Here is a 20,725-nt window from a genome sequence, read left to right on the forward strand (position 1 = left end):
CCGTTGCGCGTACTCGTCACCGGTGGCACGGGCTTCGTCGGCGCCTGGACCGCGAAGGCCGCGCAGGACGCCGGCCACCAGGTGCGGTTCCTCGTCCGCAACCCCGACCGCCTGCGCACCAGTGCGGAGCGGATCGGCGTGGACATCGGCGACCACGTCGTCGGCGACATCGCCGACGCGTCCACCACCGCGACCGCACTCGAGGGCTGCGACGGCGTGATCCATTGCGCCGCAATGGTGTCGACCGATCCGGCACGTGCCGACGAGATGCTCTTCACCAACCTGGAGGGCGCGCGCAACGTCCTCGGCGGCGCGGTGAAGGCCGGCATCGACCCCGTCGTGCACGTCTCGAGCTTCTCGGCACTGTTCCGGCCCGGTCTGGAGACCCTGCACGCCGACCTGCCCGTGGTCGGTGGCTCCGACGGCTACGGCAAGTCCAAGGCCGTCGTCGAGGCCTACGCCCGCGGCCTGCAGGACGCCGGCGCGCCCGTCAGCATCTCCTATCCCGGCATGGTGCTCGGCCCGCCCGCGGGAGACCAGTTCGGCGAGGCCGCCGAGGGCGTCGAGGCCGCGGTCAAGATGTACGGCGTGCCCGGCCGCAGCGCCGCCTGGATCGTGATCGACGTCCGTGATCTCGCCGACCTGCACGTCGCCCTGCTGGAACCCGGCAAGGGGCCGCGCCGATACATGGCCGGCGGCCAGCGCGTGCCGGTCGCCCGCCTCGCGAAGCTGATCGGCGAGGCCGCGAACCGGCCCCTCGTCGCGGTCCCCGTGCCCGACAGCGGGCTGCGCGCGCTGGGCCGGCTGTTCGACGTGATCGGAGACCGGCTGCCGTTCGAGACCCCGATCGACTCCGCGGCGATGCAGTACTACACCCAGATGCCGGCGTCCGACGACGGACCGGCCGAACGGGACCTCGGCATCGTGCAGCGCGACCCGGCGGAGACGCTCGCCGACACCGTCGAGGGTCTGCGCGGCGTCGGACGCCTGTAGCGCCTACGCGGCAGGCGGCACCGGCTCGGGACCCACGCCGATCGTGATCCGCGGGTTGGCCGACGGCGTCAGCCACTGCAGCAGCGAACGCATCTCGTCGCGCTCGACGGCGATACAGCCCCACGTCGGCTCGTCGTCGGTGACGTGCAGGAAGATCCCGGCCGACCGGCCCGGGATGCGCTCCGGATTGTGCTCGACGAGCACCGCATAGTCGTACATCTGGCCCGAGGTGTAAAGGTTCTCGGCGTCCTCGGAGGGCATCTCATCCGACCGGACCATGGTGTTGTAGGTGGGGGAGTCGACGTCCTCGTCCCACCAGTCCTGCGCGGTCACCTGCGTATAGGGCAGCGACGTACCGGGATTCGGCTCGCGGCCGAACGCCAGGCCCAGCGGGAACGTGCCCGTCGGGGTGCGGAAGACGTCGTCGGCGGGAGCACCCACGCCGAGTTCGCCGAGGTCGGCGTCGATCGGACCGCGCACTAGGCGCCACTCACGTCCGGTGCGCTCGTACGCCGCCAGCCTCCCGACGTCGGAATCCGCGGTGGGCGCGGTGACGACGATCAGCTGCTCGGTCGGGGTCGGCATCGGGTCGCCGTGGGCGGACGGCATCTCGGACGCGGTCAGCGCGACGGCGATCAGCAGGGCGATGGCGGTCTTCATCTCAACCTCGATGCTAGCCCGGTGGCGCGCACGGCCCGGCGCGAAATGGCCTCGCGCACCTCGTCGGCCGACCCCACCACCCGGACCTTCTCCTTCGCCCGGGTCACCGCCGTGTAGAACAACTCCCGGGTCAGCAGCCGCGAGTCGACCGGCGGCATCAGCACCGTCACCTCCCGGGCCTGGCTGCCCTGGCTCTTGTGGATGGTCATCGCGTGCATCGTCTCGACGTCGGCCAACCGGCTGATCGCGAACTCGACCGGCGCCGCGCTGCCTGCGACCACGGCCCGGAGCCCGGCGTCGTCGATCAGCGTCACCCCGACGTCGCCGTTGTAGATCCCCAGCCCGTAGTCGTTCGCGGTGACGAGGATCGGCCGGCCGGCGTACCAGGCCGCCCAGATCGGCTCACCGGTCGCATCCGTCAGCCACCGCTCGACCTGCCGGTTCCAGTGCGCCACCCCGTGCGGGCCGCGCCGGTGCGCGCACAGCAGGCGGTGCTCGTCGAGCGTGGCGAGTGCCGCCTTGCCGTCGCGGAGGATCGCCGCGCGGCGCAGATCCATTGCGGAAGGGAGCAACACCGCGCGCAGGGCCGGGCCCGGGTCCTCCGCGTCGATCCACTCGACGTGTTCACCGCCCTCGCGCAGCACGTCGATCGCCGCGTCCGCGTCGCCGTCCCGGATCGCCAGGGCCAGCGCGCCGATCGCCGCACCGAACCGGTGTGGCGTCTTCAACTCCGCGATGCGCACGTCGACGCGCGCGCCGAGCCCGTCGACGAGGTCGGCGAGCACCGCACCCGCATCCACCGACGCGAGCTGGTCGGGGTCGCCCACCAGCAGCAGCCGCGCCTCCGGCCGCACCGCCTCGAGCAGCCGCGCCATCATCGTCAACGACACCATCGAGGTCTCGTCGACCACCACCACGTCGTGCGGCAGGCGGTTGCCGCGGTGGTGGCGGAACCGCGACGAGTTGTCCGGCCTGCTGCCGAGCAGCCGGTGCATCGTGGTGGCCTGCAGTCCCGCGATGCGCCGCTGGTCGACGAGGTCGAGCTGGGCGATCTCGGCACGGACCGCCTCCTGCAGGCGGGCGGCGGCCTTGCCGGTCGGTGCGGCCAGCGCAATGCGCAGCGGCGGGGAACCCTTGGCGTGCGCGTCGCCGGCCAGCAGGGCCAGCAGCCGCGCCACCGTCGTCGTCTTGCCGGTGCCCGGCCCGCCCGTGATGACCGTGAGTCGTTGCCGCAGAGCCAGTTCGGCGGCGGCGCGCTGTTCGGCGTAGCCGGGCGGGAACAGCCGCTCGACGTCGGTGGCGGACGCCGTCGTCGGATCGGCGGACACAATGGCCAGCAGGTCCTCGGCCACCTGCTGCTCCTCACGCCAGTAGCGGTCGAGGTAGATGGCGTCACCGCGCAGCCGCAGCACGTGCGGAGGGGTGTCGACGAGAGGGCTCGCACGCACGGCGGTCAACCATCCGTCGACGTCGGGCCAGGGCAGCTCGGGAAGGTCGACCTGCTCGGCGACACCGGCCAATTCCAGGCACACCGACCCGCCGCGCAATGCGCGCACGGTCAGTGCCGCTGCCAGCGCCACCCGCTCATCGGCCTCGCCGGCGAGAGCGGTCACGCGCTGCGCGACGAGGACGTCGGAGGCGTCGAGCACGCCGGCGTCGTTGAACTCGCGCAGCAGACCGGCCGCGCCGGCCGCACGCCGCCAGTGCGCCTCGTCGACGACGGTCACGCGACCAGCCTCCCCACGTCGAGCAGCTCGGACATGGCGACGATCAGTGCCGCGGGCGGCTGCCAGTCGAACACCCCGGCGCGATGGCCGTTGACCACCGGCGTCTCCTGACCGCACATGCCGCGGACGTAGAGGTAGAGGATGCCGCCGAGGTGGCGGTCCGGGTCGTAGCCGCGCTGCCGCCAGCGCAGGAACCGGTGCAGCACGACGCTGTACAGCAGGGCCTGCAGCGGATAGTCGGAGTGCAGCATCGCCTCGATCAGCCGCGGCCGGTCATAGTCCGCGGCCGTCAGCGGCTCGTCGCCGTCGCCGAGCCAGTTGGTCTTGTAGTCGACGACGACGTAGCGATGGCTCATGCCGTCCGGGACGCGCAGCACCGCGTCGATCTGTCCGCTGAGGTACCCGCGCAGCGTCTGGCTCCCCAGCGGCTCGCTGGTCAGCCGGCCGGCGTACGACGCCATCGGGTCGTCGGCCGCTAGGTGCTCGGTGAGCAGCCGGCCGACGTCGCGCAGTCGGACGTCCGGCGCGTCGGCCCGCAGGTCGCCGCCGGCGAGAGGGAACTCGAAGTCCAACTCGCGCAGGCGGTCCGGCAACCCGATCTCGCGCAGCGTCAGATCGTTCGCCAGCGGACCGAGCGGCGTGTCGTGCATCGGCACGAGTGCGCGGGCCAGGTCGTCGGGCGGCACGTCGACCGGCCACCACACCAGGTGCTCCCGGATCTGCGCCTCCAGTTCGACGGCGAGATCGGCCGCCGTGGGGTCCGCGGTCTCCAGCACCGAGTGCACCAGGGTGCCGAACTTCGCGCCGGTCGGCAGGTCGGCCATCGGAGACGGCACGGACGGGCCCGCGGGCGGCAGGGCCAGCGGGATCTCGGCGGACGCCTCGTCGTCGAGTTCCGCGGTCTCTGGTTCGCTGCTGACGCTGGCGCTTTCGACGACGCGGATCAAACCCGAGTACGACGTACGCCGCCACGACGTGTCGATGCCACGGTGGAAGTGCCGTGCGCCGAGGTCGGTCGGCCGCTTCGGCACCGGAGCCTTGGGCGCGGGGGTGAGCACCGACTTCTCGAGCACCGGCCCGCCCGCGTCGGCCCACGCCTGCAGCCGTGCCCACGCGTCGTCGTCGCCGATCCTGCTGGGCAGACAGACGTCGGGCACGGCCGCGTCACCGGGGGCGCGGCCGCGCAGGATGCGGGACAGGCCGCCGGTGGACTCGTTCGCCGACGGCGCCCACCACGCCACGACCTGCCCCTGCGCCCGGGTCAGGGCGACGTAGGTCAATCTGCTGTCGTCACCTGCGTTCTCGGCGCGACCCTGCTTCGCGACGGCGTGGTAGTCGGGGCCGTCCTTGCCGCCCACGTACAGGCACCGGACGTCGCCGTCGTGGTAGAGGACGTTCTCGTCTTCGGGCACCCAGCGGTTGAAGGCGAACGGCAGGTACACGATCGGGTACTGCAGGCCCTTGCTGACCCACACGGTCATGATCTGCACCGCCGCCACGTCGCTGTCGAGCCTGCGGTTGCGCTCGGTACGTCCGTCACCGCGCTCGTCGCGTTCGGCGCGCAGCCAGTCGCGCAGTGCCGGCAGTGTGTACCGGTCGCGGTGTGCGACGTCCTGCAGCATCTGCGTGACGTGCGCGAGGTCGGTCATGTGCCGCTCGCCGTCGGGCCAGGACAGCACGCGGTCGGCCATCCCGCTCAGCTGCGCCGCCTCGAAGATCGCCGCGACGCCGCGCTCGCGGGCGTGACCGGCCCACTCTCGCAACGTGTCCGACAGCGTGTCGGTCAGCTCGTCGCCCCCGGCGACCAGGGAGGCGGCGGTGTGGCCGAAGAACATGGTGGCGGCGGCGGCTCGGACCACACCCGGTCGGTGGGGCTGGTCGAACGCCTCCAGCAGGGCGAGCCAGTCCTCGGCCGCGGCGGACTCGAAGATGTCGGAGTCGCCGGTGTAGACGCACGGGATGTCGGCGGCCGCCAGCGCCTGCTGGCAGATGCGGGCGTCCTTGTGCGTCTCGACGATCACCGCGACGTCACGCGCCTCGATCCGGCGACCGTCGAACGTGGCGCCGCTGGCGAGCAGCGTGGCGACGTCGTTGGCGAGGTCGCGCCCGACGTGCCTGCGGATGTCGTCGATGGGGACGTTCTGAATCCCCCTCTTGCCGAACGTCTCTCGTTGCACCACCCGCACCCTGAACGGATCCGGGTGCGGCGCACCGGCCAGCCGGGTGCCCTGGTGCGCGGCCCGAACGTCGCGCACGACGATCCTGGGGTCACCAAGCTGGGCGCCCCTGAGGACGGCCTGCAACCGGTCGACCAGAGCGGCGTCGCTGCGCCAGTTGGTAGCCAGCGTCATCTGGGCGCCCGCGCTCTGCGCCGCGCCGAGGTAGGTGACGATGTCACCGCCCCGGAACGCGTAGATCGCCTGCTTGGGATCGCCGATCAGGATCAGCGTCGACCGCCCGCTGAACGCCCGGTCGATCACCTGCCACTGCACCAGGTCGGTGTCCTGGAATTCGTCGACCATGACGATCGGCCAGCGCTGGTGCATCCGCGTGCGAGCGGGGGAGTCCGGCGCATCGAGCGCGTTCGCGAGGCGGGTCAGCAGGTCGTCGTAGCCGAGGATCCCCATGCGCCGCTTGCGGATCTCGATTTCGGCGAGCACGTCGGTGGCGAAGCGGATGCAGGTCTCGGCTCGTGTTCCCGGCTCGGGATGCAGCGGCCGCAGTTGCGTCGCCGGGTTGTTCACCACCTCGCGCGCGAGGCTCAGCGCGTCGCCGTAGGTCAGCGCCGGGTCGTCGCGCTCCTGGCCGAAGTGCGCGAGGTAGAGGTCGTCGACGATCTCGGTGACCAGATCAGTGAGGCTCTCCACCAGCGTGACGCCGGTGTCGGAGTCACCGGCCACTCCCAGCGACTTCAACACCAGCTGGCAGAACTGGTGGGTGGTGGCGATCGTCGCCGAGTCGAACGAGGCGAGCGCATCACGCAGTCGCTGTCTGCGCTCGGTGCACTCGGCGGGGGTGGCGTCGATGAGGCAGGCCAGCAGCGTGTTGTCGCCAATTCGCGACGGATCGTCGAACGCGGCTGCTGCGTCGGCCATCTGGCGACGCACCCGGTCGCGCAGCTCCTGCGTGGCCGCGCGGCCGAAGGTGATCAGCAGCATCTGGTCCAGCGTCGCCACGCCCTCGGCGACGTAACGGGTGACCAGACCCGCGAGCGCGAACGTCTTCCCGGTGCCCGCGCTGGCCTCGAGCACGGTGGTGGAGTTCGGGGCCGGCAGCGTGCCGCACAGATCGAAGGGCGTCATCAGCTGGGATCCTGACCTGCGCGCAGCATGGGCGACCAGAGCCGGCTGGAGTAGGCGCCGAGGCGGTTGGTCTCGCCGTCGTACTCTTCGCCGGGTCGCAGGGGCTGCATCAGGTCCTCGAGCCAGGTGCCCCTACCCCAGGCGCGAACCTGAGCCGGGTCCTCCTCCTCGCCGGGGAACTTATTCGACCGCCACGCGAACATCGCCTTCGCCTCCGGATCATGACCGGTGTTGCGGGCGGCGGCCCACGCGTAGGACGTCTTGATGGGCAGCGGCAGGGGTTCCCGCCTGCCCGCGTCGTACATCTTCACCAGATCCTTGAGCAGGTCTACGGGGGCGTCGTCGGGCCGGCCCAAACCCTCTTCGGCGGGTGTGCTGCCACGCCGCGGCCTGCCGATGCACACCGACGACCACTCCGTCGACGGATCGCGGGCATACAGCGCCAGCAGGGGAATCCACGTTGCCAGTTTCTGCTTGCCCGCCAACTTCGAATAGGTCACCGACACGATCCGGTCGCCGAACACCGAGGACACCGTGCCGGTCAGCCGTCGACCCCCACCGAGGTCGACGTCGACGTCGAACGCGCGCACCGCCGCGTTGCGGTACCGCATGGCCGCCGCGGCCAACAGGTGCGCCTGATCGCAGAGTTCGGTGGCCTTGCGCCACCCGAGACGGCCCGGCGGCAGCGTGCCGCGTCGCCACTCGGCGTTCCGGGCGTCCTCGGGCGTCATCCCGCGGAGCATGTCGGTGAGCATGCGGTCGCCGACGCCCCACTCCTCCAGGGCATCGATATGGACCGGCATCTCGTCGTCGACGCCGTCGACGTCCCAGGGCAGCGTGTACTGCAGCTCGCGGAAGAACCCCTTGACCGGATCGCGGAAGAACGCGATCAGGTCGGCCAGTTCGACGTCCGACGGTGGCGGCATCGGCAGGGGGCCGTCGATGAACGGTGTGGGCGGCGTGCGATCGGCCACGCCGGCGCGGGCAGCCCGGAGGACGGTCGGATCGAAGGTGAACGGCACGTCGGGAACCAGCCGGCCGGGTTCGACGTTGCGAACGTCGAACGGCTGCAGGGGATGTCGGACCACGATGTCGTCGCGGACCGACTGCGGCGTGGTCCGGTCGAGCGCGTCGAGGAGTTCGGCCAGCGGGACGGCGGGTGGACGGGCCTGGCCCGACTTGGCGTCGGCACCGGTGTAGGTGATCACCAGCTTCTCGGTGGCGGCGCCGATCGCGTCGAGCAGCAGCTGCCGGTCCTCCGAACGCCAGTCACGCTCGCCGGTCATCGGCGCACGGCCCAGGACGTCGTCGCCGTCGATCACGCCGCGGCGAGGGAACACCCCGTCGTCGAGACCCACCAGGCAGACCACGCGGTGCGGCACCGAGCGCATCGGAACCATCGTGCACACCGTCAGCGTGCCGGTCCGGAAGTTCGCACGGGTGGGTCGGCCGGCCAGCCGGCGCTCGAGCAGCGCCTTGACGTCGGGCAGTCGCAGCTCCGTGTCCGCGCGCGCTCCGGCGGCGGCGAGCACGTCGGCGAACTCGCGCTCCATCTGGCCGACCTGCCACGCGTCGGCGTCGACGGTGCGGGTCAGCAGGCCGATGCTGTCCGACATCGCGGCCAGCCACGCGCGGAGCGGTTGCGCGGTGTCGAGCGCGTCGACGGTGCGCCGGAGGCGGTCGACGAACTCGGCGAAGCGACCGGCGAGTTCGACGCGGTTGCTGCTGACGTCGTCGAGGGGGAGAGTCGAGTCGATCCAGGCGTGCGCGTCGTCGGACATCGCCACCCCAGTGAGCACGCGGTCGATGCCGAAACGCCATGTGTTGTGGACGAAGTCGACGCCGTAGGGCTTGCGGTGCTCCTGGTCGAAACCCCACCGGATGTTCGCCTGGCGCACCCAGCGCGTGATGTCCTCGAGGTCGTCGTCGGTGAAGTCGAAGCGCGCCCGCACCGGTGCGGACTGTGCGAAGTTGAGCACCTCGCTGGCCGTCACCCGACTTCCCGCCAGGCCGAGCAGCTGCGTCGCGACGCCGAGCAGGGGGTTGGTCTGCACCAGTGCCCGGTCGGCCAGCCGCATCCGCAGGCGGTGCGCGGGATGCACGCCCGGCAGCATGTCACCGAGGCCGAAGTCGGCGTTGATGAGTGGGGCGTAGGTGTCGATGTCCGGGCACATGACCAGGATGTCCCGCGGCTCCAACGTCGGGTCGTCGGCGAGCAGTCCGAGCAGGACCTCGCGCAGGACGTCGACCTGGCGGGCAGGCCCGTGACACGCGTGCACCTGCACGGATCGGTCGGCCGTCGTGTGCGTACGGCCCTGTGTGGCAATGGCGTTGGCGGCGATGTCGGCCTGCAGCCAGCCGAGGAGGTGGTCGCCGTGCGTGGTCCCGGGGAGGTGCTCGTCGGAGGCGACGTCCGCGGGCAGGCTGCGCTGCAACTCGCGCAGGTCGCGCCCGAGCGTGGCCAGCAGCGGGTGCCCCACGACGCGATGGCTGCCGTCCTTGCGTCGCTCGACCGCGCCGTGCATACCGGACAGCGACCGCCACAGTTCGTCGCTGGGGTGCGGCAGCCACAGGTGCAGGTCGTGGTGGACGGCGAGTGCGGTGATCAACTCGATCTCGGTGGCCGGGAGCCGGGTGTGGCCGAACATCGAGAGGCGTTGCGGCAGAATCGGATTGGCAGCGGACCGAAGGCTGGCGAGTGTGCCGCGGTGCCGGACGTGTGGTGGATCGGCCGGGATGCGGGCGACGAGTTCGCGCCAGAGCGGCGGTTGCCACTCGAGGTCGGTGGGTAGGCCGGTGGGTGCGCCGTCCAGCCAGTCGACCAGCAGCTGCGGACGCTGCCGGGCGTACGACGCGAACAGCCCGGCGATGCGACGTGCCACCGCGTAGCGGCGACCCAGCCGCAACTCTCTCTCGGCGTCGCCGTCCTCGAAGTGCCCCAAATGCTGCGCCAGAGGCCGGCACCACGGTTCGTCGAGGGCGCCGTCGACGACTTCGAGCAGCGGCCACACCATGGCGTCCGGGGACCACGGATCGTCGTCGGCGGTGCCGGTGAGTTCGGCGATCAGTGACCGCGGGTTGCGGAACTCCACGCCCGCGCACACGCCGTCGGCGCCATCACCGCGGCCGAGGACGTGGGACAACCGTTGGGACAACCACCGTTCCACGCCGCGGGCGGGGACAAGCACCAGTTCCATCGCGAACGGATCGTCCAGCGGTTCTGCGAGGAGTTGTGCGAGTCCGGAGGCGAGTGCGTCGGTGCGCTCGGCGCGGTGGAGGTGGAGGCCCATCGGCTCCCACCCTATGGCGTCGGTCCGACAGGGGGTGCCGGTTCGTCGCTGCGGGGTTTCGATGTCGGACCGCTGTGCCACAGTGAAGGCGTGCCAAGCGAGTAGACAGGGGGGCACATGCCAGCGGAGACCACCACACCGAAGCTGTCCAGCCGTTTCGACGAGGCGCTTGCGTACGCCTCCCGACTCCACCGCACCCAGGAACGCAAGGGCAGCGGGATCCCGTACATAGGGCACCTGCTGTCGGTGTCGAGTCTCGTCATAGAGGGCGGCGGCACGGAGGACCAGGCAATCGCCGGCCTCCTGCACGATGCCGTCGAGGATCAGGGCGGGGCGCCCACGCTGGCCGAGATCCGCTCGAAGTTCGGCGACGACGTGGCGACCATCGTCGAGGAGTGCAGCGACACCGACCAGGTGCCCAAGCCGCCGTGGAAGCAGCGCAAGCAGGCCTACGTCGACCACCTCGAATATGCGTCCAAGGCGACCCTGCTGGTCTCACTGGCGGACAAGCTCGACAACGCTCGCGCGATCCTGCGCGACCACCGTTCCAACGGGCCGGCGGTCTGGCAGCGGTTCAGCGAGAACGACCCGCGCGAACACCTCTGGTACTACCGGTCCCTGCTCGCCGTCTATCAGAAGCACCAAGACGGTTGGCTGGTCGGTGAATTAAAGCGCGTCCTCGACGAGCTGGAAGCCCGCGTCGACGCCGAAGCGGGGTAGAGGGTTCGCTTCTCGCGTCGGCGTCGGCGTCGGCGTGGACGGGAGTGGGACGGGCTGCCCGCCTTCGAGCGACAGTTAGCGACAATGCGGGTGGGCTGCCCGGCGTCAGGCCGCGAGTTCTGCGTCAGGGTCGTCGATCCGCCTGGCGGACGACCGTCACGCAGATGTCGGCGGCCCCGGGCTGTCGATCCGGCCCGCCGACAACGTCACGCATGTCGGCGACTAGCTGTTACCGAACTCCTCCGGCAGGCCCACGATGCCGGCCCGGATCGCCTTGAGGCCGTCGTCGCGGGCCTTGAGCTTGCTCGCCCTGTGCGCCTTCACGTGCAGCGTCGCGGCGAATTCCGCGGCCACCTCGTGTGCGCGGGCCAGCACGTTTCCGTCCTCGACGATCTCGTCGAGCCAACCGGCCGACACCGCGGCGTCCCCGGAGAACACCGCGGCCAGGGCGACGGCACGCTGAAAAGCGGCTCGAGTCAGACGCATTCGCATGATCTCGATCGCCGAAATGGGCAGCACCATGCCGATCGCGACCTCGTTGGCCTGGCAGCGCGAACTCGGCGACCCCACCCGGTGGTCGCCGCTGAGCAGCATGAACGAACCCATCGCGATCGCCGGACCGGTCGCGGCGATGACCACCGGCACGGGAAACGTCAGCAGCCGGATCGACAGCTCAAACCCACCCGACAGCATCCCCAGCGCCGCGGCGGCATCCCCGGAGTTGAACACCGACAGGTCGAAGCCGGCGCTCAGCACCCGGTCGTTCCCGGCCAGCACGACCGCCTTGACCTCGCCGGCGGCCGCGGCCTGCTCGGCCTGGTCGAGTGCGTCGTTGACGTGCTGCTGCATCGCGGGCGACAGCACGTTGACCTTGCCGTCGTCCAGCGTGATGGTCGCAACGGATTCGTTCAGTGCATAGGTGACGGGGCTGCTCATCGACTCTCCCTGTAGGCGGGTGTTCGAGGCGATGCTACTGAGCGTCCCGGGACGCCCGACGGTCAGCGCAGGGGAACGCGGTGGCGACCGGCGTCGGCGTCCTTGATCCACGGCAGCTCCAGCTCCGTGGTCTCGTCCGCCTGACTCATGCGCCAGCGGTCCTGCGTCTCGTCGATCGCGCGCTTCATGCGATCGATCTCCGCGCGGAACACGTCCGGGCGGGTCTCCTTGCACGCGTAGTGGAAGTACGTCAGGACGGTGCGCAGCAGCTCGAGCTTCTGCTTCTCGCGCTTGGCCAGATCGTGACTGGTCAGCAGGTCCAGCCGCTGCACCGGCTGCAACGTCGCCCAGTCCAGGCACACCTTCGACTCGAACGTCTGGCGCTTGCTCCAGCCGCGGGACTTCTTCCCGTCGGTGGGGCGCGCCCGATCGGTGTAGGTCAACGTGCCGTCGAAGCGTGAGCGGATCGAGCCGCCGAGCTGTTCACGACTGATCGCCGAATCCCAGACCGTTCGCCATTCCTGTCCCGGTGCGAGGAGTGGCAGTTCGCTGGGCAGGTCGAGGTCGGCGACCTCCGGGGATCCGTCGAACGGGTTGTCCTCGTACACCGCGACCGTCGGCGGGTTCGGGAAGTCGAAGCGGACGTCGTGCGCCGCGGTCTGCCCGAAGTTGCGGACCACCAGTTCGATGACGTGCCAGTCCGATCCATGCGGCTCCATGAACATCGCGACCTGCGGCCGGATCTGGTCCGCCTTGAGCTGCCGGTTCTTGGCGACCACCCGACTGGCCCAGACGGCGATCGCGATGATCACGACCAGCGCCACCCACGCGGCGATCGCCAACCACCCCTGCGATCCGAGGCTGGTGAGTCCTGCCCACGTCGACGTCATCCGGTCCACAATGCCCCCACGTGGTCGATTCTCGGCGATCAGTGAAGCCACTTCGCCGACGGCATCGTATGCCACGGTGCGTCGTGTTTGCTGAGGGTCCGACGAGTCGACGCACCCGGTTAGAGCGGGAGGTCGACCCCGGGAGTGCCCGGCGCACCGTGCAGTTCGACCGACGTCGGAACGGTCCCGACCGGTACGTCGAACACGATCGCGGTCTGGACCGTCGCGCCCGGATCGACCGTCGTGACGCCGCCGCTTACGTACTGGGACGCCTGGTCGTCGGCAGGGAACGGGACGCCGTCGGACTTCAGGACCTGAAGTGCGGACACGAAGTCCTGCACGTCCGGACTGGTGTTGGCGACCTCGACGGTGACCACGACGAACTGACCGACCGCCGGCTTCTCCAGCGCCCGGTCGACAGTGGAGGTGACCGTGGGGCGGAACTCCGACGCCGTCACCGCAAAGGTGAGAGGACCGTCGGCGACACCGGCCTCGACGGGCGGCGCCTCCTCGGTCTCCATGGGTGCGGAGGTCTCCGACGGCGCGCTGAGTGCAGGTTCGGCGCTCGGCGTCGACAGGTCCGGCGACGACGTCGAGGACGATTCGTCGTCGCGAATGACGAAGGCGTACAGCAGGATCAGGACGAGGACCACCAGCAGGGCGCCCACGGCCCCGAAATATCCGATGAGCAGCCGGCGATTGTTGGGAGCGTCAGCGCGGCCGAACGACGCGCCATGACCGGCGGTGGGTGTGGTTCCCCACCCCGGGACTCCGGACGCCTCGGGCTGCGAGGTGAAGGACTGCGGAGCGAAGCGAGGCGTCTCCTCGGACGGTGCGTGGTCGGACGGCGAGTGCTCCGACGACGACGGCTGCGCGGGCCACGGCTCGGCGGGCGTGTCCGCCTCGGAGGCTTGCAGTTCGGCGGCGTCGGCGCTCAGGGCCTCGGCTTCCAGAGCGTCGTCCTCCCGAACGTCGGCCGGAGCCTCCGCGACCGGGGGTTCGGGCTCAGCCGGTGGCGGCTCGGGCATCGAGAGCGCCCCGGAGGCGATCTCCTCGAACGTCGGCGTCTCGAACGACTGGAACGTCGGAGGTTCGAACGCGGATGGCTCGCCAGGAGGGATCGGGGGAATCGTCGCTGCCGGCTCGTCTTCGTTGGGGGACTCGGAAGGGGTTGCAGCCGGGCGTCGTTCGGTCCACGCGTCGCCGTCCCAGTACCGCTGCTCATCCGACCCGTCGGGGTCGGGATACCAGCCGGCCGGCGTCGTCGGTGTCGTCATCGCAGGTTCCTCCTCGTCACGCGCCCGAGGAAGCGCTGCGCATCGGGACGATAGCGCAGGTGCCCCCGTGACGCGCTACTTCGGGTCATGGGTCAGCCGCCCATCACCGTCCGCCACTGATCGAGGCTGCCGGCCCGGTAGACGTAGTTGTCGCGACGGACGTCCGACAGCGCCGCACTCGGCTCGGCGGAATACCAGTGCCCGGGGAAGACGGTCGGGTCGCCGGGGAGCTTCGCGAGCGCCTGCAGGCTGCGGTACATGTCGTCGACGTTGCCGCCGGGGAAGTCGGTGCGGCCGCATCCCTCCAGGAACAGGGTGTCGCCCGCGACGAGGCGTCCGTCGAGCAGGAAGCACTGGCTGCCGGGCGTGTGCCCGGGTGTGTGCAGCAGTTCGATCTCCACGTCGCCGACGGCGACCATGTCGCCGTGCTCGTGGGCGGTCAGATCGGTGAGCGGGATGCCGGTGACCCGGGAGACCCAGTCCGCCTCGTGGGTGTTGACGTGGACGGGCAGGCTGACCCGTTCGAGCAGTTCGGCGAGGCCCTTCAGCTCGAAGCCCATCATCGACCCGCCGACGTGGTCGGGATGGTGGTGGGTGACCAGCACGCCCGAAAGGCGCATGCCGTCGGACTCCACGATGTCGGCCAGCTCGCCCGCGGCGTACGCCGGGTCGACCACCAGACAGTCCCCGGTCTCCCGGTCACCGATCAGATAGGAGAAGTTGCGCATCTGCTGGGCGATCGCGTCGTCGGCCGCGAAGTCGCGGCCGGACAGCAGTTGACGGAAGTACAGACGGTCGTCGGCCATGCGCCCAGACTATGGCCGCCGTCCGGCGCCGAGCAGCCCAGGTGGCTCGCGACGGTGGTCCCGGGGTGGGTCCGCGAGCAGCGGTTTGGCGTCGCAAACGGCGAGACTGTACCCTTTTCAAGGCCCACCGAGTCGACGCCGTCGACGTCGAGGGTCAGGCCCCCTTAGCTCAGTCGGTAGAGCGTTTCCATGGTAAGGAAAAGGTCAACGGTTCGATTCCGTTAGGGGGCTCGGCGGACACCCGGGCGAGCGACGCGTCTTCGAGACGCTGCTGCTGGTCAGGCGCCTCGACACGGCGGTGTAGCTCAGCTGGTTAGAGCGCACGACTCATAATCGTGAGGTCGGGGGATCGAGTCCCCCCACCGCTACAAGTAGTTCCAATGAACCGTGAATAGACATCGAAAGAGGCACTGACGTGGCGTCGAGTACCGACGTACGGCCCAAGATCACCTTGGCCTGCGAGGTGTGCAAGCACCGCAACTACATCACCAAGAAGAACCGCCGGAACGATCCCGATCGCCTCGAGATCAAGAAGTTCTGCCCGAACTGCGGCCACCACCAGCCGCACAAGGAATCGCGCTAGCGGTTCATCCCGTGGGCTCGGCCCAGGGGCTGACCGGTTAGGTTCATCAACTGTGGCTTTGTCGTCGGACATCATCGGGAAGCACTTCCGCTACCCCGACTACTACGAGGTGGGACGCGAGAAGATCCGCGAGTACGCGATCGCGGTCAAGAACGACGATCCCGTCTTCCAGGACGCCGACGTCGCAGCCCGGCAGGGGCACGACGCGTTGCCCGCGCCGCTGACCTTCATCTCGATCTTCGGGTACACGGCTCAGACCGCTTTCTTCGCCGACGCCAACATCCGCATCAAGGACGCCAAGATCGTCCAGGTGGACCAGGAATTCACGTTCCTGCGGCCGATCTACGCCGGCGACAAGCTGTACTGCGACGTCTCCGTGCACGCCGTCCGACAGGCGCACGGCACCGACCTGATCGTGTTGAAGAGCGTCATCAGCAATTCTTCTGGGAATGTCGTTCAAGAGTCCTTCACGACCCTCGCGGGTCGGACGGGCGAAATAGGAGCAGAGGGTTTCGACGATGGCACTGCGTGAGTTCGATTCGGTGAAGGTAGGGGACCAGCTTCCCGAGAGGGTGATCCCGCTGACGCGCGGTGACCTGGTCAACTACGCCGGGGTCTCCGGAGACCTGAACCCGATCCACTGGGACGACGAGATCGCCAAGCAGGTCGGCCTCGACACCGCCATTGCGCACGGCATGCTCACCATGGGTCTCGGCGGCGGCTTCGTGACCTCGTGGGTCGGCGATCCTGCTGCGGTCACCGAGTACAACGTCCGCTTCACCGCGGTGGTCCCCGTCCCGAACGACGGCGTCGGAGCCGAGATCGTCTTCGGCGGTCGGGTGAAGTCCGTCGACCCCGAGACCAAGTCGGTCGTGATCGCAATCTCCGCTACGACCGGGGGCAAGAAGATCTTCGGGCGCGCCGTCGCCACCGCGAAGTTGGCATAGACATGGCCCTCAAGACGGACATCCGCGGGATGGTCTGGAAGTATCCGGACACGTTCGTCGTGGGTCGCGAGCAGGTCCGCCAGTTCGCCAGGGCGATCAAGACCGACGACCCGGCCTCGTTCGACGAGGCCTCGGCGGCAGAACTGGGTCACGACACCCTCATTGCGCCGCTCACGTTCGCCTCGATATTTGCGATGATGATCCAGAACCACTTCTTCCAGAACGTCGACATCGGTCTCGCGCAGATGCAGATCCTCCAGGTCGACCAGAAGTTCCTGTTCCACCGGCCGATCAAGGTCGGTGACATCCTGACCGGGACCATGCACATCGAGTCGGTCAACGAGCGGTTCGGTGCCGACATCGTGGTGACCCGCAACGTGTGCACCGACGCGGAGGGCACGCTCGTCATGGAGGCCTTCACCACGGTGATGGGCCACGAGGGCGACAACTCGGTGTCGATGAAGTGGGATCCGGAGACCGGCCAGGTCATGCGGACCGCGGCGCCGGTGATCTCCCCGGAAGCGGATTAGCAACTCAGTCTTGGGCCGATGTACACTCGGTCCTCGGGGTTTTGCCCAATTTAGCGCGCTGTCCGCCGGTTGCGTATCGACCGATCGGGTGGCGCGCGAATTGTGTGGGGCCCGCGGGAAGGCTCTGCCATCAGTGCCGTTCTCGAAGGGGCGTAGCTCAACTGGCAGAGCAGCGGTCTCCAAAACCGCAGGTTGCAGGTTCAAGTCCTGTCGCCCCTGCTCAACTGAACAAACCGTGGACACTGGAAGGTGACCACGGAGGCACACGATGACACATAGAGGGAGCATGCGGTGAGCGACGAGCGCGACGGTGCCGGCTCCGCAGGCGACGGCACCGACAAGTCCGGCGGCAACGGTGACACCAACGGCCACGGCGCCGTGGTGACCCGGCCGCAGCGGCCCACAGGCAAGCGGACCCGCGCCGAAGGCGCCGGAACCGGGAACGGCGTCGCGACCACCGAGGCCGGACCGGTCAAGAACGGTGACGGCAAGAAGGCCAAGACCACGAAGAAGGACGGGCCCAGCAGGAATCCGTTCACCTTCGTCATCAACTACCTGAAGCAGGTCGTCGCCGAGCTTCGCAAGGTCATCTGGCCCAACCGCAAGCAGATGGTCAGCTACACCACCGTGGTGCTGATCTTCCTGGCATTCATGGTGGCGTTGATCGGTGGAGTCGACCTCGGCTTCGCCAAGATCATCGGAATGGTGTTCGGCTGACCTGCGCTGCCTGCCGACGAGTAGAGATTTTGAGAGAGGACTGACACGTGACTTCCTTCGAGGGCGGTACGCCTTCGGCTTCGGATGTGTCCGACGCGCGCATCGCGGCCGCGGACCCCACCACGGTGATCGCGAGCCGAACTGCGGAATCCCTGGAGTCGTCGACGGCTGAGGCCGTAGCCGAGATCGCGGACGTCGAAGACGAGGCGCAGGCAGAAGAAGACCTCTCCGAGGACGACGCGCCGGCGGAAGACACCGCCACGGACGACGAGGCACCTGCGGGAGCCGACGAGGCGCCCGTGACGGACGAGACGCCCGCCGAGGACGTCGTCGACGAGGACGAAGACCCCGCGGTCACGCTCAAGAAGGACCTGCGGAGGCGGCCGGGCAACTGGTACGTGATCCACTCCTACGCCGGCTACGAGAACAAGGTGAAGGCCAACCTCGAGACCCGCGTCCAGAACCTCGACGTCGGCGACTACATCTTCCAGGTCGAGGTGCCGATCGAAGAGGTCACCGAAATCAAGAACGGCGTCCGCAAGCAGGTCAACCGCAAGGTGCTGCCGGGCTACATCCTGGTCCGCATGGATCTCACCGACGAGTCGTGGAGCGCGGTGCGCAACACGCCCGGCGTGACCGGCTTCGTCGGCGCCACGTCGAAGCCGTCGCCGTTGACGCTCGACGACGTCGTCAAGTTCCTCCTGCCCCCGGCCGCGGCGAAGAAGCCCGCACGGTCGTCCGCAGGTGGAGCCGCATCGTCGGAAGCCACGCTGGAGCGTCCCGAGATCCTCGTCGACTTCGAGGTCGGCGAATCGGTCACCGTCATGGACGGACCGTTCGCGACGCTGCCCGCGTCCATCAGCGAGGTCAATGCCGAGCAGCAGAAGCTCAAGGTGCTCGTCTCCATCTTCGGTCGCGAGACGCCCGTCGAGTTGACCTTCACCCAGGTCGCCAAGATTTAGTCAGAGAAGAAAAGGAACACCCAGCATGCCCCCGAAGAAGAAGGTCACCGGGCTGATCAAGCTCCAGATCCAGGCCGGTGCGGCCAACCCCGCCCCGCCCGTTGGTCCGGCGCTCGGTCAGCACGGCGTCAACATCATGGAGTTCTGCAAGGCGTACAACGCCGCGACCGAGTCGCAGCGCGGCAACGTCATCCCCGTGGAGATCACCGTCTACGAGGACCGCAGCTTCACGTTCGCCCTGAAGACCCCGCCCGCCGCTCGCCTGCTGCTCAAGGCCGCAGGCGTCCAGAAGGGTTCCGGCGAGCCGCACAAGACCAAGGTCGCCACGGTGACCTGGGATCAGGTGCGCGAGATCGCCGAGACCAAGAAGGAAGACCTGAACGCCAACGACATCGAGCAGGCCGCGAAGATCATCGCCGGCACCGCCCGGTCGATGGGCATCACGGTCAAGTAGCTCGCTGACCCATGGGGTCGACGAGTAGCAGTACCCACAGAAGGCGTGGGAGGGCCAGCTCCGGCCCGCTGACCACGGCTCCAACACAACGATTGGAATGATCATGAGCAAGACGAGCAAGGCATACCGCGAAGCCGCCGAGAAGGTGGACCGCGACAATCTGTACACGCCGCTGGAGGCCACCAAGCTGGCCAAGGAGACGTCGTCGAAGAAGCAGGACGCGACCGTCGAGGTCGCCATCCGGCTCGGCGTCGACCCCCGCAAGGCAGATCAGATGGTGCGTGGCACCGTCAACCTGCCGCACGGCACCGGCAAGACCGCACGCGTCATCGTGTTCGCCGTCGGTGAGAAGGCCGAGGCCGCACTGGCCGCCGGCGCCGACGAGGTGGGCAGCGACGACCTGATCGAGAAGATCCAGGGCGGCTTCCTGGACTTCGACGCCGCGATCGCGACGCCGGACCAGATGGCGAAGGTCGGCAAGATCGCCCGCGTCCTGGGCCCGCGTGGCCTGATGCCCAACCCGAAGACCGGCACCGTGACGCCCGACGTCACCAAGGCCGTCAACGACATCAAGGGCGGCAAGATCAACTTCCGCGTCGACAAGCAGGCCAACCTGCACTTCGTGATCGGCAAGGCCTCGTTCGACGAGACCAAGCTGGCCGAGAACTACGGCGCCGCGCTCGAAGAGATCCTGCGCGCGAAGCCGTCGTCGTCGAAGGGTCGCTACCTGAAGAAGGTCGTCGTCTCGACGACCACCGGCCCCGGCATCCCGGTCGACCCGTCTATCACGCGCAACTTCGCCGAGACTGACCAGTAGGTCATCAACGGCTCTGATGCCCCCGCTCACGCCTCGGCGTGGCGGGGGCATCGTCGTTTGGGCGGCCGTGGGGGAGAATCGTCCGGTGACGTCGCGAGCCGCGTGGGCCCTCCTGTCCATCGGTGTCCTGTGCGCCACGACGATCTCCGTGCCGGCCGCCTCCGCCGAACCACCGCCGGTGTCACCACAGGCGCAGGCCGCGGGCCTCATCGACGTCAGGTCCGTGGTGCCCGACGCCCGCATCGACCTGCGCTACGCGACAGCCGACAACTTCGTCGGCATCCAGCTGTATCCGAGTGACGCCCGGTGCCTCGTGCACGAGTCGCTCGCGGATGGCCTCGCCGTGGCGGCACGGCAACTCCGCGCCCAGGGTCAGGTCCTGGTGTTCTGGGACTGCTACCGGCCGCACGACGTTCAGGTGCGGATGTTCGAGGCCGTGCCGAACCCGAACTGGGTCGCCCGCCCGACGGAGTCCGCGCGCAGCCACGAGGCCGGACGCTCGGTCGACGTGACGATGGCCGACGGACACTACGGCTGGCCGGCCGACATGGGCACGGGCTTTGACGACTTCACCCCGCGCAGCCTCGCCTACGCGACCGACGGCGTAACCGCCGCACAGCAGGCGAACCGCGCGGTGCTCCGAGACGCGATGGTGGCCGGCGGTTTCGCGGTGTACCCCGGTGAGTGGTGGCACTTCGACGGTCCAGGCGCCAAGGACCCGCGGCCGATTCTCGACGTGCCGGTGGCGTAGGGCTATCAAATACCCTGTGTCGTAACGTCTTAAGGGACACTGCTCCTTCGAGCTTACGTCCTGACTAGGTTTCACGTCCGTTGCGCTAATCGACCAAATGGCCAGCGGCTGAACAAGATCAGATACGTGTGGCGATCGTCGCGACGCCGGGCCGAATCTTTCGCGATGGCAGTCCCCGCAGTCGATTGATGCCAATCGACGCCGTCCGTTGATTCTCGCAAACATTCCGGGACGTCGATAGAACCTCCCGTCTCGGCAGGACAGATCGACGCCCAACCCATAGCATCAATTCAGCACAGGTTGCCCACCGTCGAAGTCGGGACGACCTGATCGCGGGGGAAATCCTTTGTTTGATCGGGAATT

19 protein-coding genes and 3 tRNA genes are annotated in these 20,725 nt (G+C 68.9%); 14 read left to right on the plus strand and 8 right to left on the minus strand.

The genetic code is table 11. From position 1 onward, the window contains the following. Positions 1-3 precede the first annotated feature (3 nt). Positions 4-993, plus strand: coding sequence for an NAD-dependent epimerase/dehydratase family protein (locus tag G6N64_RS11285; protein ID WP_163796964.1), 990 nt, complete (start codon positions 4-6; stop codon positions 991-993). 3 nt (positions 994-996) lie between these two features. Here G6N64_RS11285 and G6N64_RS11290 read toward each other — a convergent pair whose 3' ends face one another. The 4 genes from G6N64_RS11290 to recC are packed head-to-tail and all read right to left on the minus strand — an operon-like array spanning position 997 to position 9,972. After that, on the minus strand, positions 997-1,653 hold the full coding sequence (locus G6N64_RS11290; RefSeq protein WP_163796965.1) for a L,D-transpeptidase family protein: 657 nt from the start codon (positions 1,651-1,653) through the stop codon (positions 997-999). Continuing rightward, a complete protein-coding gene (gene recD, locus G6N64_RS11295) occupies positions 1,650-3,329 on the minus strand; it encodes an exodeoxyribonuclease V subunit alpha (protein WP_246231235.1) in 1,680 nt (559 codons plus the stop codon). The genes G6N64_RS11290 and recD overlap by 4 nt, the downstream gene beginning before the upstream one ends. Before the next feature lie 47 nt (positions 3,330-3,376). Then, a complete protein-coding gene (gene recB, locus G6N64_RS11300; protein ID WP_163796966.1) occupies positions 3,377-6,682 on the minus strand; it encodes an exodeoxyribonuclease V subunit beta in 3,306 nt (1,101 codons plus the stop codon). Continuing rightward, positions 6,682-9,972 (minus strand): exodeoxyribonuclease V subunit gamma, encoded by a 3,291-nt coding sequence (recC, locus tag G6N64_RS11305; protein ID WP_163796967.1) that lies wholly within the window; start codon positions 9,970-9,972, stop codon positions 6,682-6,684. Before recC ends, recB begins: the two co-directional genes overlap by 1 nt. A 117-nt stretch (positions 9,973-10,089) precedes the next feature. Between recC and G6N64_RS11310 the strand changes: the two genes are divergently transcribed. Further along, positions 10,090-10,692 (plus strand): HD domain-containing protein, encoded by a 603-nt coding sequence (locus G6N64_RS11310; protein WP_163796968.1) that lies wholly within the window; start codon positions 10,090-10,092, stop codon positions 10,690-10,692. A 222-nt stretch (positions 10,693-10,914) separates the two neighbouring features. Here the strand turns inward: G6N64_RS11310 and G6N64_RS11315 are convergent, their stop codons facing one another. The 4 genes from G6N64_RS11315 to G6N64_RS11330 form a co-directional block, all read right to left on the minus strand. Further along, the gene (locus tag G6N64_RS11315; protein WP_163796969.1) at positions 10,915-11,628 is read right to left on the minus strand and encodes a crotonase/enoyl-CoA hydratase family protein; all 714 of its coding nucleotides are present in this window, start codon (positions 11,626-11,628) and stop codon (positions 10,915-10,917) included. 62 nt (positions 11,629-11,690) lie between these two features. Continuing rightward, positions 11,691-12,527 (minus strand): DUF8453 domain-containing protein, encoded by an 837-nt coding sequence (locus G6N64_RS11320; protein ID WP_409370737.1) that lies wholly within the window; start codon positions 12,525-12,527, stop codon positions 11,691-11,693. Between the two features lie 110 nt (positions 12,528-12,637). Beyond that, positions 12,638-13,795, minus strand: a complete 1,158-nt coding sequence (locus G6N64_RS30620; RefSeq protein WP_163796972.1) for a DUF4352 domain-containing protein — start codon at positions 13,793-13,795, stop codon at positions 12,638-12,640. 92 nt (positions 13,796-13,887) lie between these two features. Next, positions 13,888-14,601, minus strand: a complete 714-nt coding sequence (locus G6N64_RS11330) for an MBL fold metallo-hydrolase (protein WP_163796974.1) — start codon at positions 14,599-14,601, stop codon at positions 13,888-13,890. A 158-nt stretch (positions 14,602-14,759) separates the two neighbouring features. Between G6N64_RS11330 and G6N64_RS11335 the strand changes: the two genes are divergently transcribed. From G6N64_RS11335 to G6N64_RS11390, 12 genes are all read left to right on the plus strand, one after another. After that, a tRNA-Thr gene (locus G6N64_RS11335) sits at positions 14,760-14,832 on the plus strand. 63 nt (positions 14,833-14,895) lie between these two features. Continuing rightward, positions 14,896-14,969, plus strand: a tRNA-Met gene (locus G6N64_RS11340). Positions 14,970-15,016: 47 nt separating this feature from the next. Beyond that, the gene (rpmG, locus tag G6N64_RS11345) at positions 15,017-15,184 is read left to right on the plus strand and encodes a 50S ribosomal protein L33 (RefSeq protein WP_023985310.1); all 168 of its coding nucleotides are present in this window, start codon (positions 15,017-15,019) and stop codon (positions 15,182-15,184) included. A 52-nt stretch (positions 15,185-15,236) separates the two neighbouring features. Next, positions 15,237-15,716, plus strand: coding sequence for a (3R)-hydroxyacyl-ACP dehydratase subunit HadA (gene hadA / locus G6N64_RS11350; protein WP_163796976.1), 480 nt, complete (start codon positions 15,237-15,239; stop codon positions 15,714-15,716). Beyond that, complete coding sequence (gene hadB / locus G6N64_RS11355) at positions 15,703-16,131, plus strand: (3R)-hydroxyacyl-ACP dehydratase subunit HadB (protein ID WP_163796978.1); 429 nt, start codon at positions 15,703-15,705, stop codon at positions 16,129-16,131. The genes hadA and hadB overlap by 14 nt, the downstream gene beginning before the upstream one ends. 2 nt (positions 16,132-16,133) lie before the next feature. Continuing rightward, positions 16,134-16,661 carry a (3R)-hydroxyacyl-ACP dehydratase subunit HadC gene (gene hadC / locus G6N64_RS11360; protein WP_163796980.1) on the plus strand — a complete coding sequence of 176 codons (528 nt, stop codon included), beginning with the start codon at positions 16,134-16,136 and terminating at the stop codon, positions 16,659-16,661. 146 nt (positions 16,662-16,807) lie between these two features. Beyond that, a tRNA-Trp gene (locus G6N64_RS11365) sits at positions 16,808-16,880 on the plus strand. 72 nt (positions 16,881-16,952) lie between these two features. Further along, positions 16,953-17,378 (plus strand): preprotein translocase subunit SecE, encoded by a 426-nt coding sequence (secE, locus tag G6N64_RS11370; protein WP_163796982.1) that lies wholly within the window; start codon positions 16,953-16,955, stop codon positions 17,376-17,378. A 47-nt stretch (positions 17,379-17,425) separates the two neighbouring features. Then, positions 17,426-18,340, plus strand: coding sequence for a transcription termination/antitermination protein NusG (gene nusG / locus G6N64_RS11375; RefSeq protein WP_163796983.1), 915 nt, complete (start codon positions 17,426-17,428; stop codon positions 18,338-18,340). A 25-nt stretch (positions 18,341-18,365) separates the two neighbouring features. Continuing rightward, the gene (gene rplK / locus G6N64_RS11380; protein ID WP_163796985.1) at positions 18,366-18,794 is read left to right on the plus strand and encodes a 50S ribosomal protein L11; all 429 of its coding nucleotides are present in this window, start codon (positions 18,366-18,368) and stop codon (positions 18,792-18,794) included. 103 nt (positions 18,795-18,897) lie between these two features. Then, complete coding sequence (gene rplA / locus G6N64_RS11385) at positions 18,898-19,611, plus strand: 50S ribosomal protein L1 (RefSeq protein WP_163796987.1); 714 nt, start codon at positions 18,898-18,900, stop codon at positions 19,609-19,611. An 85-nt stretch (positions 19,612-19,696) separates the two neighbouring features. Next, positions 19,697-20,362: a M15 family metallopeptidase gene (locus G6N64_RS11390; RefSeq protein WP_409370736.1), complete on the plus strand. Its 666-nt coding sequence runs from the start codon at positions 19,697-19,699 to the stop codon at positions 20,360-20,362. Positions 20,363-20,725 lie beyond the last annotated feature (363 nt).

The sequence above is a fragment of the Mycolicibacterium sediminis genome (genome assembly GCF_010731735.1).
Taxonomy (GTDB): Bacteria; Actinomycetota; Actinomycetes; order Mycobacteriales; family Mycobacteriaceae; genus Mycobacterium; species Mycobacterium sediminis.

Excerpts from the sequence above, each read along its gene's own strand:
- G6N64_RS11290 (WP_163796965.1), bottom strand. The coding sequence starts at position 1,653 with ATGAAGACCGCCATCGCCCTGCTGATCGCCGTCGCGCTGACCGCGTCC.
- recB (WP_163796966.1), bottom strand. The coding sequence starts at position 6,682 with ATGACGCCCTTCGATCTGTGCGGCACGCTGCCGGCCCCGAACTCCACC.
- recC (WP_163796967.1), bottom strand. The coding sequence starts at position 9,972 with ATGGGCCTCCACCTCCACCGCGCCGAGCGCACCGACGCACTCGCCTCC.
- G6N64_RS11310 (WP_163796968.1), top strand. The coding sequence starts at position 10,090 with ATGCCAGCGGAGACCACCACACCGAAGCTGTCCAGCCGTTTCGACGAG.
- G6N64_RS11315 (WP_163796969.1), bottom strand. The coding sequence starts at position 11,628 with ATGAGCAGCCCCGTCACCTATGCACTGAACGAATCCGTTGCGACCATC.
- G6N64_RS30620 (WP_163796972.1), bottom strand. The coding sequence starts at position 13,795 with ATGACGACACCGACGACGCCGGCCGGCTGGTATCCCGACCCCGACGGG.
- G6N64_RS11330 (WP_163796974.1), bottom strand. The coding sequence starts at position 14,601 with ATGGCCGACGACCGTCTGTACTTCCGTCAACTGCTGTCCGGCCGCGAC.
- hadB (WP_163796978.1), top strand. The coding sequence starts at position 15,703 with ATGGCACTGCGTGAGTTCGATTCGGTGAAGGTAGGGGACCAGCTTCCC.
- hadC (WP_163796980.1), top strand. The coding sequence starts at position 16,134 with ATGGCCCTCAAGACGGACATCCGCGGGATGGTCTGGAAGTATCCGGAC.
- rplK (WP_163796985.1), top strand. The coding sequence starts at position 18,366 with ATGCCCCCGAAGAAGAAGGTCACCGGGCTGATCAAGCTCCAGATCCAG.
- rplA (WP_163796987.1), top strand. The coding sequence starts at position 18,898 with ATGAGCAAGACGAGCAAGGCATACCGCGAAGCCGCCGAGAAGGTGGAC.